Genomic DNA, 14,641 nt, shown 5'->3' with positions numbered 1-14,641 from the left:
CGACTCCGGCTCCGTCCTCGGACGCGGCGCGGCTCGCCCGCCTGGACCGGGAACAGGCGGGCGACTGATGGAACGCGTGGCCTTTCTCATCGACTCCTCCGGCGAACGGGTCGACTGCCTGCTCAACCCGGAGACCGTGCAGGTGACGCGGCTCGCCGGCGTACGCCGTCGGGGTGCCGCCGACGGGCAGCTCACCGGGGCGGGGCTGGCCGACGACCCGCTGGTGTTCACCGGCGGCGGCCGCACCGAGCTGGTGCTCGACCTGCTGTTCGACGTCGACTTCGTCCAGGCGCAGGTCCGGCCCACCGATGTGCGGATGTTGACGCGTCCGCTGTGGATGCTCGCCGAGAACTCCACAGCCGAACACGGCTGGCTGCGGCCACCGCTGGTCCGGCTGGTCTGGGGCAAGACCTGGAACGTGCCAGGTGTGATCGTCGCGGTGGCGGAGCGGTTCGACGCGTTCACCGGCACCGGGTCGCCCCGGCGGTCGTGGCTGCGGCTCAAGCTCGTGCGGGCCGCCGAGACGGCCGACCAGGCGCAGGCCGGGTTCGCCGAGGAACTGGCCGCCGCGAGCACCCCGAGCGCCGCGCCGGGCAGCGCCGTGGTCGCCGCCGGTGACGGCGCGGCCGAGCCGGGCCGCTCCGGAGTTCGCTTCGACCTGCTGGCGAACGACGCGCTCGGCTCGCCGCTGCGCTGGCGACTGCTGGCCGAACACAACCGGATCACCGACCCGCTCGCCGTGCCGGCCGGTACCACCCTCGCCGTTCCGTCCGCGGCCGGCGGCCCACCCGCAGCGGCACCTACCGGATTCGCGCGGGCGGTCGCCGCAGGCACGTCGTTCGTGGGCGCGTCGATCGCCGCCGCGGTTGGCTGGGCCGGCTCGACGCCCGCCCCGGCCGGCGCCGCGCCGACCGGCACCGGTCCGACCGGCACAGCTCCGGGAGGTACGCCGTGACCAGCGTCGCGCCCCGGGCGCTCATCGTCCTGCTGGACAATGTCGAACTGGCCGCCGCGGCCCGTCATCGGCTGCGCTCGCTGCGGGTGGCGGCACGGCTGGACCAGCCCACCCAGGCCGAGCTGGTGCTCGCCGCCACCGCCGGGGTCGGTGCGTTCGACCCGGCGGTACGCCCCGGAACGACACTCGACGTACGCCTCACCGGCCACCCGGACGCGCTGTTCGTCGGGGAGGTCACCGCCGTCGAGGTCGAGTACGCGGCGGACGGCGTAGCGCTGTTGCGGCTGCGGGCGTACGACGCGCTGCATCGACTGCGCAAGCGTCAGGGCTTGCGGGTCTTCACGTCGGTGACCGCCGCCGACCTGGCCCGCGAGCTGTGCGGCGAGGTCGGGTTGGACGTGGCGGCGGAGGCCGACGGGCCCCGGTTGGAGCGGCTGCTCCAGCACCGGCACAGCGATCTGGAACTGCTGCGCGAGGTGACCGGCCGGGCCGGGCTGCACCTGGCCGTCGACGGCGACACGGTGCGGCTGGTGACCCTGGCCGGCTACGGCGAGCCTGTCGCGCTGGCCCTCGGCGCGGGCGTGCGCAGCCTGCGGCTGTCCACCAACGCCGACCAGGCCAGCGGCGCCAGCGCCGCGCTGGGCTGGCATCCGCAGCGGGCCGAGCCGATCAGCCAGCAGGCCGACGAGGCGCGGTGCGCCAGGCCTGCCGGCGACCGGCCGGATCCGGCCGACGTGGGCGCCGACGGGGTACGCACCGCAGTCGACCAGCCGGGGCGCAGTGACGACGAGCTGGCGGCGCTGGCCCAGGCGCGACTGGACACCCGGGCGGCGGCACTCGTCACCGCCGAAGGTGTGGCCGAGGGCGACCCGGCGCTGCGACCCGGCCGGCGGATCGACCTGAGCGGGGTGCCCGAGTCGGTCGCCGGGGCGTACGTGCTGACCGAGGTGGTGCACACGGTGGACGGCGACGGGCACCTCACCTGGTTCTCCACAGTGCCACCGACCGTCCCGCCGGCCGCGACGGCGGGCGCGGTGGTCACCCTCGGCACGGTCACCGACGTCGCCGACCCGGACGGGTTGGGTCGGGTCCGCCTGACCCTGCCGACGTACGGGGATCTGGACGCCGGGTGGCTGGGCGTGCTCTGCCCGGGGGCGGGTCGCGGCAAGGGCCTGGTGGCGCTCCCCGATCCGGACGACACGGTGCTCGTGGTGCTGCCCGGCGGCGAGCCGGCCTCGGGCATCGTGCTGGGCTCGCTGTTCGGCGCCGTCGAGCCGTACGACGCGGGCATCGACGACGGCAGGGCCCGCCGCTGGACACTGCGGACCGCCGGCGGCCAGTCGATAGTCGTCGACGACGTACGGCGCAGCCTGCGCCTGGGCACCGAGGACGGCAGCTTCCTGGAGCTGACGCCCGATCTGGCCACCCTGCACGCCGCGTCCGACCTGGTGATCTCCGCGCCCGGGCGGGCCCTTGTGGTACGCGCCCGGGGCGTGGACTTCCTGCGCGCCGAGTCGACCGAGGACCCGACCACCGCGGCGCGGCAGGCCCGTTCGCTCGCCCGCGCCCACCACGAAGGAGGCGGCTGATGCGCTGGATCCACCGCGACTCGGTGATCACCTGCGACCACGACGGCCGGGTCGAGAACCGTCCGTCGCAGCAGTGGGTGACTGTCTCCGCAGTGCCGGTGCTGGTGGACGACGACCCGGAGGGACGGAAGATCATCGCCTGTCCGAACTACGGCCCGACCATCAAGCCGTGCACGAAGACGGAGTCCCTGCGCGTCGGCTACAGCGACTGGCTGCGGGTCGACGGGCAGCGGGTGGTGCTGGACAACCTGGAGGGGTTCACCAACGGGACGCCGCCCAACGCGGTCCATCACACGGTGCGCGACGCGGCACAGGGATTCCTGGGGGCGGACCGGTGAGGGCCTTCCGGTTCGTCGGCGCCGGGTTCGACGCCGGCCGTACGGGTGGGTTGGCACTCACCGCGGCCGGCGGCCTGGCGATGACCGACGGCGACGAGAGCGTACGCCAGGCGTTGTTCCTGCTGTTGTCGACGACACCTGGTGAGCGGCTGATGCGGCCCGGGTACGGCTCGCGGCTGCACCGGCTGGTGTTCGCGCCCAACGACGACACGACAGCCGGGTTGGCCATCCACTACGTCCGGCAGGCCATCGCACGGTGGGAGCCCCGGGTCGAGGTCATCGACGTCGACGCGGGGCCGGATCCGGACGACGCGTGGCGGCTGGTGATCCGGTTGGACTACCGCGTGCGGGCCAGCCTCACCCCCGGGCAGCTGGTCTTCTCCGTGGATCTGTTGCCGGCCGACGAACCCGAGCAGGGAGGATCGTCATGACGTTGCCCGTGCCGCACCTGGACGACCGTGGGTTCCTCGACCTCGTCACCGAGGCCCGGGAACGGATCCGGCAGTCCTGCCCGGCGTGGACCGACCTGTCCGCGCACGACCCGGGGATGGCCCTGGTGGAGGCGTTCGCGCATCTGACCGAGGTGATGATCTACCGGCTGAACCAGTTGCCGGAGAAGGCGTACGTCTCGTTTCTGAACCTGCTCGGGGCCACCCGCCACGCGCCCACCGCGGCCTGGGCGGACGTCCTGTTCACGCGCGGCGGGACCGACCGCGCGGCGGTGCGGATCCCGGCCGGGCTGCGGGTCGCGGCGGCCCGAGGCGCCGACCCGCGGCCTGTCGTGTTCGTCACCACCGAACCGGCGGTGCTGCCCGCCGGTGAGGCGTCCGTGCTGGTTCGGATGCACCACTGCGAGCCGGTCGACGCGGAGCTGCTCGGCGTCGGCACCGGCCAGCCGGGGCAGGTGCTACGGGCGGCCCGCGCTCCCCTGGCGCATACCGCCGAGCCGCTGGACCTGCTGCTCGGCGTCGAGGTGCCGGCCGGCACTGTGGAACTAGGCGCGGCGGCCCGGGAACACGACGGCCGCACGTTCGAGATCTGGCGGCCGGTGGACAACTTCGCCGGGCTCGGCCCCCAGGCCAAGGCGTACCTGGTGGACCGCTGTTCGGGCACCGTCACCTTCGCCCCGGCCCTCGACCTGCGCTCCCCCGCCCCGGCGGGCGAGGGCGCGGCGGCGGCGCCGGTGACCGTGGCGGCGGTGCCGCCGGCCGGGCGTCAGGTGCGGCTCTGGTACCGGGCCGGGGGCGGGCCGACCGGCAACGTGGCGGCGGGCACCCTGACCAGCCTGCGCGATCCGCTGCCCGGGGTGCGGGTGGACAACCCGGCGCCGGCCGCCGGCGGGCGGGACGTGGAGGCACTGGAGTCGGTGCTGCTGCGCGGCCCGTACGAGTTCTTCGCCCAGCAACGGGCGGTCACCGCCCGCGACTTCGAGGTGCTGGCCACCGGTTCCGGCGCGGTGGCGCGGGCCCGGGCGTTCACCCGCGCGGCGGTGTACAGCTTCGCCCGCCCGGGCGAGGTCGAGGTGGTGCTGGTGCCGTACGTGCCGGAGACCGCCCGGCCGGGTGGCCGGCTGCCGGTGGCGGTGCTGCGCGAGCACGAGGTGCCCGAGGCGCGGCACCGGGTGGAGACGGACCTGGAGCAGCGCCGGATGGTCGGCATCCGGTCCCGGGCCACCTGGGCCCGGTTCAAGGCGGTGTCGGTCCGCGCCCGGGTGGTGGTGCGGCGGGAGGAGGACGTCGACGCGGTCCGTCGGCGGATCCACGACCGGCTGCACCAGACGTTGAGTCCGCTGCCCACCGCGCTCAACCCGACCGGTTGGCCGTTCGGTGAGCCGCTGCGCGCGTCGAACGTGTACCGGATGCTGGAGCACGCCGAGCCGGGCGTGCGGTACGTCGAGTCGGTCCGGTTCGTGGTGGACGAGGCCCCGGACGCCGACGTCCGTGCCCTCGCCGTCGACCAGTACCAGCCCCGCACCTGGTACGCCGGTCGCGGCGCCGTGCTGTTCCGCTCCAGCAACGCCGGGGCGGGCTGGGAGCCGACCGGCCGGTTCGACACCGAGACGGTGCTGCGGGTGGCGCCCGCGCCGGCGCCCGTGCGGCCGGGCATCGTGCCCCGGGCCGGTGCGGTGGCCGTGGTGACGCTGCGCGCGTCCGGCGGCTCCCGGGTGCACCTGAGCACCGACCTGGGTGAGACGTGGTCGCTGCTCGCCGACCTGGACTCGCGGATCTCCGACGTGGCCTGGCTGGACCGCGACGGCGCGGGCGCGTTGCTGGTGGCCACCGACACCGGCCTGTACGAGGTGTCGCTGCTGCCCGGGGCGGTGCCGTTGCAGATCCTGGTGGACCCGTCCGACGCGGACCGGGGGTTCTACGCGGTGCGCGCGTTCGTCTCCGAGCGGGGCGCGCCAGGTGTGGCGGTGGCCGCGCAGGCCGGCTTCGGGGTGTACCTGTCGACAGCCGGCGGCCGGCCGGGCAGCTTCACACACGTCGGTCTGGCCAACGTGGACAACCGCGTCCTCGCCGTGCAGTACGACGGGCCGGCCACGCTGCTGTGGAGCGGCGCGGGCGAGCCGGACCCGAAGAAGCCCGGTCAGGGCTGCCACCGCGCCCGGCTGTTCGAGTCGGACGTGAAGTGGCAGTCCATGCAGGCCGGCTGGATCGGCGGCACCTGCCGGGAGTTGGCGTTCGCCGGGCAGCAGGCGGTGGCGGCCACGCAGAGCGGCGGTGTGGTGCGGCTGGACACCCTGGCCGCCCAACCGCAGTGGCTGCCGGTGTCGGTCAACTGCGGCCTGCCGCTGCGCGACCGCACCCGGTTCGTGCCGGTGGACGCCATCGCCGTGGCCGGTCCGGCAACGGCGACCGGCGGCACAAGCGGCGGAGCGGGCGGCGGTACGGCGGAGCGGCTGATCCTGGCCGGGGGCGAGCGCGGTGTGCACCGCAGCGTCGACGCCGTCGAGTGGACGCCCAGCGCCAACCAGGCCACCGCCGACGTGGTGACCGTCCCGGACACGTGGCTGCTCTGCTCAGGCGAGCACGACATCGAGGTGGTGCGCCAGGATGCGACGCTCGGCGATTGAACGGCTGCTGCCCGCCGCCTACCAGCGGGCCTGCGTGCCGGGCAGCGTGATCTCGGCGCTGCTGGACGTGATGGAGCACCTGCACGCCCCGGACGAGGCGATCCTCGCCGAGGTGGACGCCCTGTTCGACCCGTACCGCGCGCCGGAGCACCTGGTCGTGCGGTTGACCCGCTGGGTGGCGATGGACCACGTGGTGGCGTCACCCCGACCGGACGCCCCGCTGCCGTTGCCGGTGGGGCGGCTGCGTGACCTGGTGGCCAACGGCGCGCTGCTGGCCCGGTGGCGGGGCACCCCGTACGGGATGCGCCGCGCCCTGGAACTCGCCACCGGGGCGGCGGGGTTCGTCATCGACGAGCCCGCCGAGCGGCCCTTCCACATCGTGGTACGGGTGCCGGCGTCCGCCGCCGACCAACTCGCCGTGATCACCCGCATCGTCGAGGCGGAGAAGCCCGCCTCGACCACCGTCGACATCGTCGTGGAAGAGGAGTCGTCATGACCACCGAGTGGGCGGTAGTCGCCGCCGCCGAGCAGTTCACCCTCGACCCGCGCAACAGCGGGGAGCTGACGTTCACCGTCTCCAATCCGGGCAACGCGCCGGACACCGTGGTGTTCGACGTGGCGCCCGGCGAGGGTTCGCAGCGGGCGTGGTTCACTGTGGCCGAGCCCCAGCGGGTGGTGCCCGGGCAGGGCTCGGTGTCGTTCCTGGTCAAGGTTGCCGTGCCGGCGGGCACCCCGCCCCGGCGCTACGACATGACCGGGTTCGCGTACTCGGCGAACACCGCTCCGGAGGAGAGTTCCCGGTCCAGCGGTCGGGTCACCTACGAGGTGAAGGCGGTCGCGCCGCCCCGGCGTACCCCCTGGTTGTGGATCGCCGCCGCGGCGGCGATGGTGCTGGTGGTGGCGGCCGTCGGGGTGGTGCTGCTGACCCGCGGCGGCGGCCCGGCCCCCGGCGAGCCGCGGGTGGTCACCGTCGAGGCGGAGAGCCTGGTGGAGGGCGCGGTGATCACGTCGCCGCAGAAGAGCAAGGCGGCCGTGGGTGCGCAGCCCAACTGCTGCGGGGTGACCTGGTCCGGGGACAAGCAGCTCTTCTTCACGGGCCTGGCGATCGGCGACCAGGTCACCGTGACGGTGCAGATCCCGGCGGACGGCACCTGGCGGTTCGCCACCGTGCGGACCACGGCCCCCGACTACGCCAACACCGTCTTCACCATCGACGGCAGCCAGGTCGGCGGGACGTTCCTCGGCTTCACGCCGAAGGTGCAGAAGACGGACTTCCTGGACGTCGGAACGGTCCGGCTGGCCAAGGGACCGCATCAGGTCACGCTGCTGGTGGTCGGCAAGACACAGGGCACGAACTCCTACTTCGCCGGGGTGGACACGATCCGGTTCACCGAGCTGGTCGCGCAGGCCGTCGCGCGATGAGCGGCCGACAGAAGGTGCTGCTGGGGCTGCTCGCCGTGGCGCTCGTGGCGCTGTTCGTGGTTGCGGCCGGCGTGGGCGGCGACGACCGGGGCGATCCGGGGGCGCGGCACGGGCTGGTCGACCGGCTGGGCGCGCTGGGCGGCGAGCGCTTCGCGGTGGACCCGGCGACGGTGAGCGCCGACTGCGCCGACGACGCGGGCAGGCTCGTCTTCTCCGGCGGTTGCGTGGTGCGGGTCCCCGACCCGGGCGGGCTGCGCACCCTCGTGCTGCGCAGCCCGGGGCGGTTCACGGTCGTCGCGCCAGCTCCCGGGGACGCCGACCTGACCGTCCGCGACGAGGTGGAGCCGGCACCGGACGGTACGTCCGCGGTGGCGAAGGTCGCCGTCGACCGGGCCACCGAGGTGGGCCTGCGCTGCCCCGGCCCGGGCAGTTGCGTCGTCGTCGTGGTCACGTCGTGAACACCGGGAGGGGGTGCCGCCGTGGGTGACCTGCGCAAACCGTTCCTGCTGCTGGCGATGCTCGCCATCGTGCTGGCGATCGGCGTCGAGCTGGGCGCCGGGCTGCTGCTCGGCGGCGCCGACGCCAGCTCGGCGCTGGCCGACAGTGCCGGCGCGCTCGACGTGGAGATCGACGACGTGTCAGGGGTCAGCGAACCGTCCGGTCGCGGCACCGGCTATCTGGCGCTTGTCGACGCGGTGGCGGTCTGGAGCACCGGGCTGTTCTGCCTGGGCCTGCTCCTGCCCGAACGCGTCCAGGGCCGGGTGCAGGGCGTCGCCAGCCTGATCTTCTCGATCATCCTGATCATTGTCGGGCTGGTCGCGCTGCTCGTCGCGTTCGTGGAGCTGTCCATCATGGTGTCGCTGTTCCTGGCCGTCCCGTTCGGCACCCTGGCGTACCTGGCCCTGTGGGGGTTCTTCCCGGTCGGTGAGGCGTCGGTGGTGCTGGGCCTCCTGCTGCTGCTCAAGCTGCTCTGGGCGGGGCTGCTGGTGCTGGCCCAGCCGCGCTTTCTGCAGAACAAGGGCCTCGTCCTGCTGATCCTCACCACGCTGTTGTGCACGGTCGTGCTGGAGTTCCTGCACAACCTCGTGCCGGTGATCCTGGTCAGCATCGTGGACGACGTGGCGGCGCTGGTCTTCGCGGTGGTCGCCATCGTCTGGGGTCTGGTGCTGTTGATCGGTTCGATCCCGGCGATCGTCAAGGCCGCCCGGGTGACCGCCGGCCTACCCACCCGCTGACCCGGGGTCGGTCTGTGAGGGCGTTGCCGCGACCAGGGCCGTGGCCCGGTCCCTGTCGATCGTTCCGTCGAGCACCCACACCCGGTAGCGGCCGTGCCGGGTCGCGCCGGCCGGCACCACCGCCGGCCTGTCGAACGCGAACGCCACGCACACACCCGGGTACATCGCGGTCCGCGCGAACCACCTGTCGCCGGGCCCGAGCCCCGTGAAGACCAGGGTGTACGCCCCGCCGCCCAACCCGGTGCCGGTCAGCGCGAGCCACGGCGCGGCGCTGCCGTTGACCGCCTCCTCCCCTGTGGCGTCGGCGGTGAACACCGCCGCTTCGCCGTCGGCGGCGGCCCGCCAGAAGAACCCGCCGTACCCGGCCCCGCCGGGGCGACCATTGGTGGCCGGGCTGCCCAGGCGCACCTCCCGGTCGGCCGGAGCGGTGAGCGCGGAGGCCAGGTCGAGTCGCCACACGTCCGGCGCGAGGGCCGACGCGGCGAGCCGACGCCGCTCGGTGAGCAGCGTTCGTCCGTGCGGGTCGCGCCACTGCAACTCGTGCGCCACCTGCTCGTCGGCCCGCTCCGACCAGCAGGTGTGGGCGATGACCCCGTGGTCGTCGCGCCACGTGTAGCCGACGTCGCGTACGTAGGTGCGTCCGCCCCAGAGGTTGGTGCCGTTGACGTCCTGCACGGCCAGGGAGGCGCCGAGGTGCCACACGTGGTCGGCGGGCAGCGCGTCGGTGACCACAGTGCCGCCTAGGGTGCGCACCGGGTGCAGGTACGGCCGGGATCCGTGCCGCGCGTCAAGCGCCGGGTCGAGCACGTACCGGGCCACCTCCGTCGCCCCGAGCAGCAGCCGCGCCGGCTCCTCCCGCTCGCCGTTCACGGCAGGCCCGCGCGGGCGGGGGCGGCCAGCCGGCGGGCGACGGCGTGCAGGGCGGCCACTGTGTAGCCGGCGAGGATCGGCACCGCCACCGGCGTGACGAGGACGGCGAGCACTCCGGCCAGCACCGCCACCCCGCTCAGCGCCGCCCAGCGGGTGGGCGCGTCCAGGCAGGCCCGGGCGGCCGTGCGCGCCGCGCCGCGCCAGCGCGCGCCGCCGCCCACCTCGACGACGACCAGCCCGGCGTACCCGAGCAGACCGGCCGTGACGAGCGCGGTCACCAGCAACGCAGGCGGGCCGCCGGGCACCCGGCCGGTCGCCAGCGCGGCCAGGTCGGCGGCGAGCAGGCCGGCCACGGCCAGGGCGACGAGGCTCACCGGTACGCCGGGCAGCACCGCGCCGCCGAACCGGCGCAGGGTGGCGCGCGCCGATGGCCAACTGCCGGTACGCGTCCAGGTGTGCACGGCCGCGCTGGCCGCGCTGACCGCCGCGGCGGCGGTGAGCAGCGGCACCGCGGCGACTGTCAGCAGGATGCCGAGCAGCGCCAGGTCGGCGGCGTCGCGGACGACGTCGCGCCAGTCCCGCCTCCCGCCGGCGTCGGCCGGTTCAGCCCTTGATGCCACTGGTGTTGATCCCCTCGACGAGCATCCGCTGGAACGCGACGAAGAACAGGAAGACCGGCAGCAGCGACAGCACCGACATGGCGAACATCGGCCCGACCGCGCTCTGGCTCGTCGAGTCGATGAACAGGGTCAGCGCGACAGGCACCGTGTAGTCCTCCAGTTGGGACAGGAAGACCAGCTGGCGGAAGAAGTCGTTCCACGTCCAGATGAAGGAGAAGATCGCTGTGGTGACCAGGGCGGGGCGGCTCAGCGGCAGGATGATGTGCCGGAAGATGCCGAACGGGCCGGCGCCGTCGATCCGGGCCGCCTCGTCCAGCTCCCGTGGGACGCCCCGCATGAACTGCACCATCAGGAAGACGAAGAACGCCTCGGTGGCCAGGAACTGCGGGATGAGCAGCGGCAGGTACGGCCACTCGCCGCCGACCAGCCCGAGCGTGCGGAACAGGATGTACTGCGGCACGATCAACACGTGCTGGGGCAGCAGCAGCGTGCCGATCATGACGGCGAACCACACGCCCCGCAGCCGGAACCGCAGCCGGGCGAAGGCGTACGCGGCGAGCAGGCAGGAGAGCCCGTTGCCGACGACGGTGAGCAGGCTGACCATCGCGCTGTTGAGGAAGAACCGGCCGAAGCTGACGTCGAAGTTGGACCACCCGGCGGTGTAGTTGCCAGGGGTGAACCGCTCCGGCAGCAGCCCGATGTTGTTGACGATCTCCTCCTGGGACTTCACCGAGGTGCCGACCATCCAGATCAGCGGGTAGAGCACCACGGCGACGATCGCCACCAGGATCAGCAGTCGCAGCAGCGACCGCCCGGTCGGGCGTCGCCGGGCGGCCGGCACCTGGGTCACCGCCACCATCAACGGTCCTCCCCGTCGGAGTAGTGCACCCAGAACCGCCCGGTGCTGAAGAAGATCGCGGTGATCACCGCGATGGCGAGCAGGAACACCCAGGCCATGGCCGACGCGTAGCCCATCTCGAGGTCGGTGAAGCCGGTGATGTAGAGGTTCAGTGTGTACATGAGTGTGGAGTCGACCGGGCCGCCGGTGCCGTTGCTGAGCACGAACGCGGCGGTGAAGCCCTGGAATCCGTTGATCGTCTCCAGGACCAGGTTGAAGAAGATGACAGGGGAGAGCATCGGCAGGGTGACGTTGCGGAACTGCCGGAACCTGCCGGCCCCGTCGACCGAGGCGGCTTCGTACAGCTCGGTGGGCACCTGCTTGAGGCCGGCCAGGAAGATCACCATGGGTGCGCCGAACTGCCAGACGGCCAGCACCATCAGCGTCTGAAGGGCCCAGTCCGGGTCGTTCACCCAGGGCTTGCCCTGGATGCCGAAGAGGCTCAGGAACGAGTTGAACGCGCCGTCGCGGTTGAACATGTTGACCCAGACGATGGCCAGCGCGACGCTGCCGCCGAGCAGCGACGGTAGGTAGAACAGGCCGCGGAACAGCCCGACACCGCGCCAGGCGCGGTTGAGCAGCAGCGCCACGCCGAGCGCCGCGGCGAGCTTGAGCGGTACGGCGACCAGCGCGAAGGTCAGTGTGACCCGCACGGCGTGCCAGTACGACGGGTCGGAGGTGAACATCCGCTCGTAGTTGGCCAACCCCACCCACCGCACCTCGGAGAACGGGGTGAGGATGTCGTAGTTGGTGAAGCTCAGGTAGAGCGACAGCAGCATGGGGACCGCCGTGACACCCATCAGGCCGATGAGCCACGGCGACAGGAAGACGTACCCCGCCAGACCTTCGCTGTGCCGGAGGCCGGGCCCACGCCTGCCGGCGTGGGCCCGGTTCGTTCCGGGGCCGCGTCGGGTCGGGTCGGGTGCCGTGGTCGACGCCACGAGCAGCTCCTCTCCTCGCCTGGTGGGCGGTCAGGCGATGGCGGCCTTGCACGCCTCGACGAACTGGGCGGCGGCCGCGGCGGGGGTCGCCCGGCCGTACTGGGCGTTCTCGGCGGCCTTGATCAGTTCGGACTTGACCTTGCTGTGACCCTTGATCGGCACCTGCGGGGACTTGCCGAACTTCTGGGTCAGCTCCGCCTCGACGGCGATGGACTGCTTCATGGCCGGGTCGGTGGTGTCGTCGCTGACCACCCGACGCAGGTCGAGGTTGGACGGCAGGCCGCGATCGGTGCCGAGCAGCGTGACCGCCTCCCGGTCGTTGTTCAGGAAGTTGATCACGTCGACGGCGACGTCCCTGTGCTTGCTGCCCTTGAACACCGACCAGTACATCGACGCCCGGGCCCACTGCGCGCTCGGGTCACCGGGGTAGGCGACCACGCCCAGCTCGTCCTTGGTGTTCTTCTTCAGGTCCGGCATCTGGTTGGCCCAGACCCAGGAGGTGGCCGACTTGCCGGTGACCACCAACTGCTTCGTGACGTCGCTGGAGTTGCCCTCGTGGATGACGTCGGCGCTCGGGGTGGCCCCGCGGTCCCGGGCGCCCTTCCACAGGTCGAACCACCTGGTCACGTCCTCGACGGTGAAGCCCAGCTCCTTGCCCTGGTAGAGGTCCTTGCCCTGCTGGCGCAGCCAGACCCAGAACGCCTTGTAGTCGGCGCTCGGGTCCTGCGTGCCCGGCACCTTGGTCTTCGCGGTGACCTGCTCGGCCCAGGCGATGTGCTGCTCCCACGACATCCCGGTGGTGGGCTCGGGCAGGTTGTGCCTGGTCAGCAGCGTCTTGTTGTAGACCAGGCCCTGGGTGTTCTCCCCGGCGGCCAGGCCGGCGAGCTTGCCGTCGACCACCCCGTACTGCCAGAGACTCTCGGGGAACTTCGAGGTGTCCAGCTTGCCGGACTTCTGGTAGGAGGTCAGGTCGAGCGTGGTGCTGCGGGCCGCGTACTCGGCCAGGTAGTTGTCGTCGATCTGGAACAGGTCCGGCGGGTTGCCGCCGGCGGTGAGCGTCGCCAGCTTGTCGAAGTAGCCCTGGTTGGCCTGCCAGGTCGTCTCGAATGTCACGTTCGGGTGCTTCTTGGTGTAGAGAGCCAGGGCGTCCTCGGTCAGCTTGGCCCGCGCGTCGCCGCCCCACCAGAAGATGGAGAGCTTGACCGGGGCGTTCGGGTCGGCGGCGGAGCGGTCGTCCCCGCAGGCGGCGGCACCGAACATCAGCGGCGCGGCGACCGCCGCGGCGAGCAGGCCGCGCAGCAACCGCCGCCTGGGCAGCGGGGTACGGTGATGACGCCCGACGGGCGTGTCAGTGGTGGGGGGCGTTGCGGCGTGCATGAGCGCTCACTCCTCGGCATTAGGAGGCGACGGCGTCACCGGTGGCCGTGGTCGGGGTGCCCGGGCCCGCAGGGCAATGCGGGTCCGGGCCACGCGAAGCGGCCGGGGGACGTGCCGGTCGGGCCCGTGGGCCCGGGCCGGTCGAGTCGCGGATGACCAGGTCGGTCTGGAGCATTACCTGTGCGGTGGTACGACGGACGCCGAGCGCCGTGCCGGCGCCGAGCCCTCGCGCGCCGCGCGGTGACTCGATGTCCTGTTGCAGCAGCATGTCGACGGCCGTCCGGCCGGCGGCCGCGGTGGGTGTGGCCACCGTCGTCAGTTTGGGTCGGGTGAGCCGGCTCAGGGCGATGTCGTCGACCCCGACGACACTCACCTCCTGCGGCACCCGGACCCCGAGCGCGTCGAGCCCCTCGATGAGGCCGATCGCCATCAGGTCGTTGTAGGCGAGCACGGCCGACACGCCGCTGCGCCGGACCTGCTCGGCGACGGCCGAGCCGCCGGTCTCGGTGGGCGCGTTCGGGCCCAGCATGGTCAGTTCGGCGCCGCCGGCGCGGGCGGCCGTGGCGGCGGCGCGGCGCATCTCCCGGTTGGTCCACGAGCTGCGCGGCCCGCCGAGCAACGCGATGCGGTGGTGGCCGAGGCCGATCAGGTGCTCGATCGCCGAGCGGGCGCCCTGCCCGACGTCCATCAGGACGCAGGGCAGGCCGGTGACCTGGCGGTTCACCACCACCAGCGGCACCTCGCGGCTGAGCTGCTCGATGAGGCCGTTGCTCATCCGCGGGCTGCACAGCAGCACCCCGTCCACCTGTTTGGCAAGCGCGTGGACCAGCTCCTCCTCGGCTGTCGGGTCCTCGTTGGTGTCGGCCACGAAGACGTGGTAGTCGCGGTGCCGGGCCTGGCTCTCCGCCGCTTTGATCAGCGGCGGGAAGAACGGGTTCGCGATGTCGGCGATGATCAGCCCGATGTTGTGGGTACGGCCGGTGATCAGGGCGCGGGCGGCCCGGTTCGGCCGGTAGCCCAGGTCCTCCGCGCAGGCCAGCACGCGTACCCGCGTCTCCGGGTTGACCAGGTGCGGCGCGGAGAAGGTACGGGACACGGTGGAGATGTGCACACCGGACGCCCGGGCGACGTCCCGGATGGTGACTGGCACGGCGGCCCTTTCGTCCGATGTGGCGGCGGTCACGGGGGTGCCGCCAATTAATGCAAACGGTTGCTCCAGTGTCAACGGTGAATGGTTGCGGTTCTGTTGCGCCGAGGCTCCCAGTGGTGATCTGCAGGCCCACAAATAGGAACATTTACCGCCGATTACGCCGTCGGCGT

General features: G+C 72.9%; 15 protein-coding genes. 9 read left to right on the top strand and 6 right to left on the bottom strand.

Annotated elements, in window-relative coordinates; translation table 11 throughout:
• Nucleotides 1-67: 67 nt before the first annotated feature.
• Genes ACFY1S_RS17205 through ACFY1S_RS17165 form a run of 9 tightly spaced genes read left to right on the top strand, consistent with a single transcriptional unit; the run spans nt 68 to nt 8,615 of the window.
• Entirely contained in the window at nt 68-955 is an 888-nt protein-coding gene (locus tag ACFY1S_RS17205) for a hypothetical protein (RefSeq protein ID WP_387118617.1), read from the top strand.
• Complete coding sequence (locus tag ACFY1S_RS17200) at nt 952-2,544, top strand: contractile injection system protein, VgrG/Pvc8 family (RefSeq protein ID WP_387118614.1); 1,593 nt, start codon at nt 952-954, stop codon at nt 2,542-2,544. The genes ACFY1S_RS17205 and ACFY1S_RS17200 overlap by 4 nt, the downstream gene beginning before the upstream one ends.
• The gene (locus ACFY1S_RS17195) at nt 2,544-2,882 is read left to right on the top strand and encodes a hypothetical protein (RefSeq protein ID WP_387118611.1); all 339 of its coding nucleotides are present in this window, start codon (nt 2,544-2,546) and stop codon (nt 2,880-2,882) included. Before ACFY1S_RS17200 ends, ACFY1S_RS17195 begins: the two co-directional genes overlap by 1 nt.
• Entirely contained in the window at nt 2,879-3,313 is a 435-nt protein-coding gene (locus tag ACFY1S_RS17190; protein WP_139583374.1) for a GPW/gp25 family protein, read from the top strand. The genes ACFY1S_RS17195 and ACFY1S_RS17190 overlap by 4 nt, the downstream gene beginning before the upstream one ends.
• Nucleotides 3,310-5,958 carry a putative baseplate assembly protein gene (locus ACFY1S_RS17185; RefSeq protein ID WP_387118607.1) on the top strand — a complete coding sequence of 883 codons (2,649 nt, stop codon included), beginning with the start codon at nt 3,310-3,312 and terminating at the stop codon, nt 5,956-5,958. Before ACFY1S_RS17190 ends, ACFY1S_RS17185 begins: the two co-directional genes overlap by 4 nt.
• The gene (locus tag ACFY1S_RS17180; RefSeq protein WP_387118605.1) at nt 5,939-6,454 is read left to right on the top strand and encodes a phage tail protein; all 516 of its coding nucleotides are present in this window, start codon (nt 5,939-5,941) and stop codon (nt 6,452-6,454) included. The genes ACFY1S_RS17185 and ACFY1S_RS17180 overlap by 20 nt, the downstream gene beginning before the upstream one ends.
• Complete coding sequence (locus ACFY1S_RS17175) at nt 6,451-7,380, top strand: hypothetical protein (RefSeq protein WP_387118602.1); 930 nt, start codon at nt 6,451-6,453, stop codon at nt 7,378-7,380. Before ACFY1S_RS17180 ends, ACFY1S_RS17175 begins: the two co-directional genes overlap by 4 nt.
• The gene (locus ACFY1S_RS17170; RefSeq protein WP_387118599.1) at nt 7,377-7,838 is read left to right on the top strand and encodes a hypothetical protein; all 462 of its coding nucleotides are present in this window, start codon (nt 7,377-7,379) and stop codon (nt 7,836-7,838) included. Before ACFY1S_RS17175 ends, ACFY1S_RS17170 begins: the two co-directional genes overlap by 4 nt.
• Nucleotides 7,839-7,859: 21 nt before the next feature.
• On the top strand, nt 7,860-8,615 hold the full coding sequence (locus ACFY1S_RS17165; RefSeq protein WP_387118596.1) for a hypothetical protein: 756 nt from the start codon (nt 7,860-7,862) through the stop codon (nt 8,613-8,615).
• Here ACFY1S_RS17165 and ACFY1S_RS17160 read toward each other — a convergent pair.
• From ACFY1S_RS17160 to ACFY1S_RS17135, 6 genes are read right to left on the bottom strand one after another with little or no spacing between them, the layout of a single operon-like run.
• Nucleotides 8,601-9,485 carry a PmoA family protein gene (locus ACFY1S_RS17160; protein ID WP_387118593.1) on the bottom strand — a complete coding sequence of 295 codons (885 nt, stop codon included), beginning with the start codon at nt 9,483-9,485 and terminating at the stop codon, nt 8,601-8,603. The genes ACFY1S_RS17165 and ACFY1S_RS17160 overlap by 15 nt on opposite strands.
• A complete protein-coding gene (locus ACFY1S_RS17155) occupies nt 9,482-10,105 on the bottom strand; it encodes a hypothetical protein (protein ID WP_387118590.1) in 624 nt (207 codons plus the stop codon). Before ACFY1S_RS17155 ends, ACFY1S_RS17160 begins: the two co-directional genes overlap by 4 nt.
• Nucleotides 10,089-10,964 (bottom strand): carbohydrate ABC transporter permease, encoded by an 876-nt coding sequence (locus ACFY1S_RS17150; protein ID WP_387118587.1) that lies wholly within the window; start codon nt 10,962-10,964, stop codon nt 10,089-10,091. Before ACFY1S_RS17150 ends, ACFY1S_RS17155 begins: the two co-directional genes overlap by 17 nt.
• On the bottom strand, nt 10,964-11,944 hold the full coding sequence (locus ACFY1S_RS17145) for a carbohydrate ABC transporter permease (RefSeq protein ID WP_387118584.1): 981 nt from the start codon (nt 11,942-11,944) through the stop codon (nt 10,964-10,966). Before ACFY1S_RS17145 ends, ACFY1S_RS17150 begins: the two co-directional genes overlap by 1 nt.
• A 30-nt stretch (nt 11,945-11,974) precedes the next feature.
• Nucleotides 11,975-13,321, bottom strand: coding sequence for an ABC transporter substrate-binding protein (locus ACFY1S_RS17140; RefSeq protein WP_387118581.1), 1,347 nt, complete (start codon nt 13,319-13,321; stop codon nt 11,975-11,977).
• 19 nt (nt 13,322-13,340) lie between these two features.
• Nucleotides 13,341-14,471, bottom strand: a complete 1,131-nt coding sequence (locus ACFY1S_RS17135; RefSeq protein WP_387118578.1) for a LacI family DNA-binding transcriptional regulator — start codon at nt 14,469-14,471, stop codon at nt 13,341-13,343.
• Nucleotides 14,472-14,641: the final 170 nt, after the last annotated feature.

Origin of the sequence: Micromonospora sp. NPDC000663, from assembly GCF_042898105.1 — a bacterium.
GTDB lineage: Bacteria > Actinomycetota > Actinomycetes > Mycobacteriales > Micromonosporaceae > Micromonospora.
This window is presented reverse-complemented; position numbering and strand designations above follow the sequence as displayed.

Coding starts and splice junctions, on each gene's coding strand:
- ACFY1S_RS17170 (WP_387118599.1), top strand. CDS start 7,377: ATGAGCGGCCGACAGAAGGTGCTGCTGGGGCTGCTCGCCGTGGCGCTC.
- ACFY1S_RS17180 (WP_387118605.1), top strand. CDS start 5,939: ATGCGACGCTCGGCGATTGAACGGCTGCTGCCCGCCGCCTACCAGCGG.
- ACFY1S_RS17150 (WP_387118587.1), bottom strand. CDS start 10,964: ATGGTGGCGGTGACCCAGGTGCCGGCCGCCCGGCGACGCCCGACCGGG.
- ACFY1S_RS17175 (WP_387118602.1), top strand. CDS start 6,451: ATGACCACCGAGTGGGCGGTAGTCGCCGCCGCCGAGCAGTTCACCCTC.
- ACFY1S_RS17185 (WP_387118607.1), top strand. CDS start 3,310: ATGACGTTGCCCGTGCCGCACCTGGACGACCGTGGGTTCCTCGACCTC.
- ACFY1S_RS17195 (WP_387118611.1), top strand. CDS start 2,544: ATGCGCTGGATCCACCGCGACTCGGTGATCACCTGCGACCACGACGGC.
- ACFY1S_RS17205 (WP_387118617.1), top strand. CDS start 68: ATGGAACGCGTGGCCTTTCTCATCGACTCCTCCGGCGAACGGGTCGAC.
- ACFY1S_RS17140 (WP_387118581.1), bottom strand. CDS start 13,321: ATGCACGCCGCAACGCCCCCCACCACTGACACGCCCGTCGGGCGTCAT.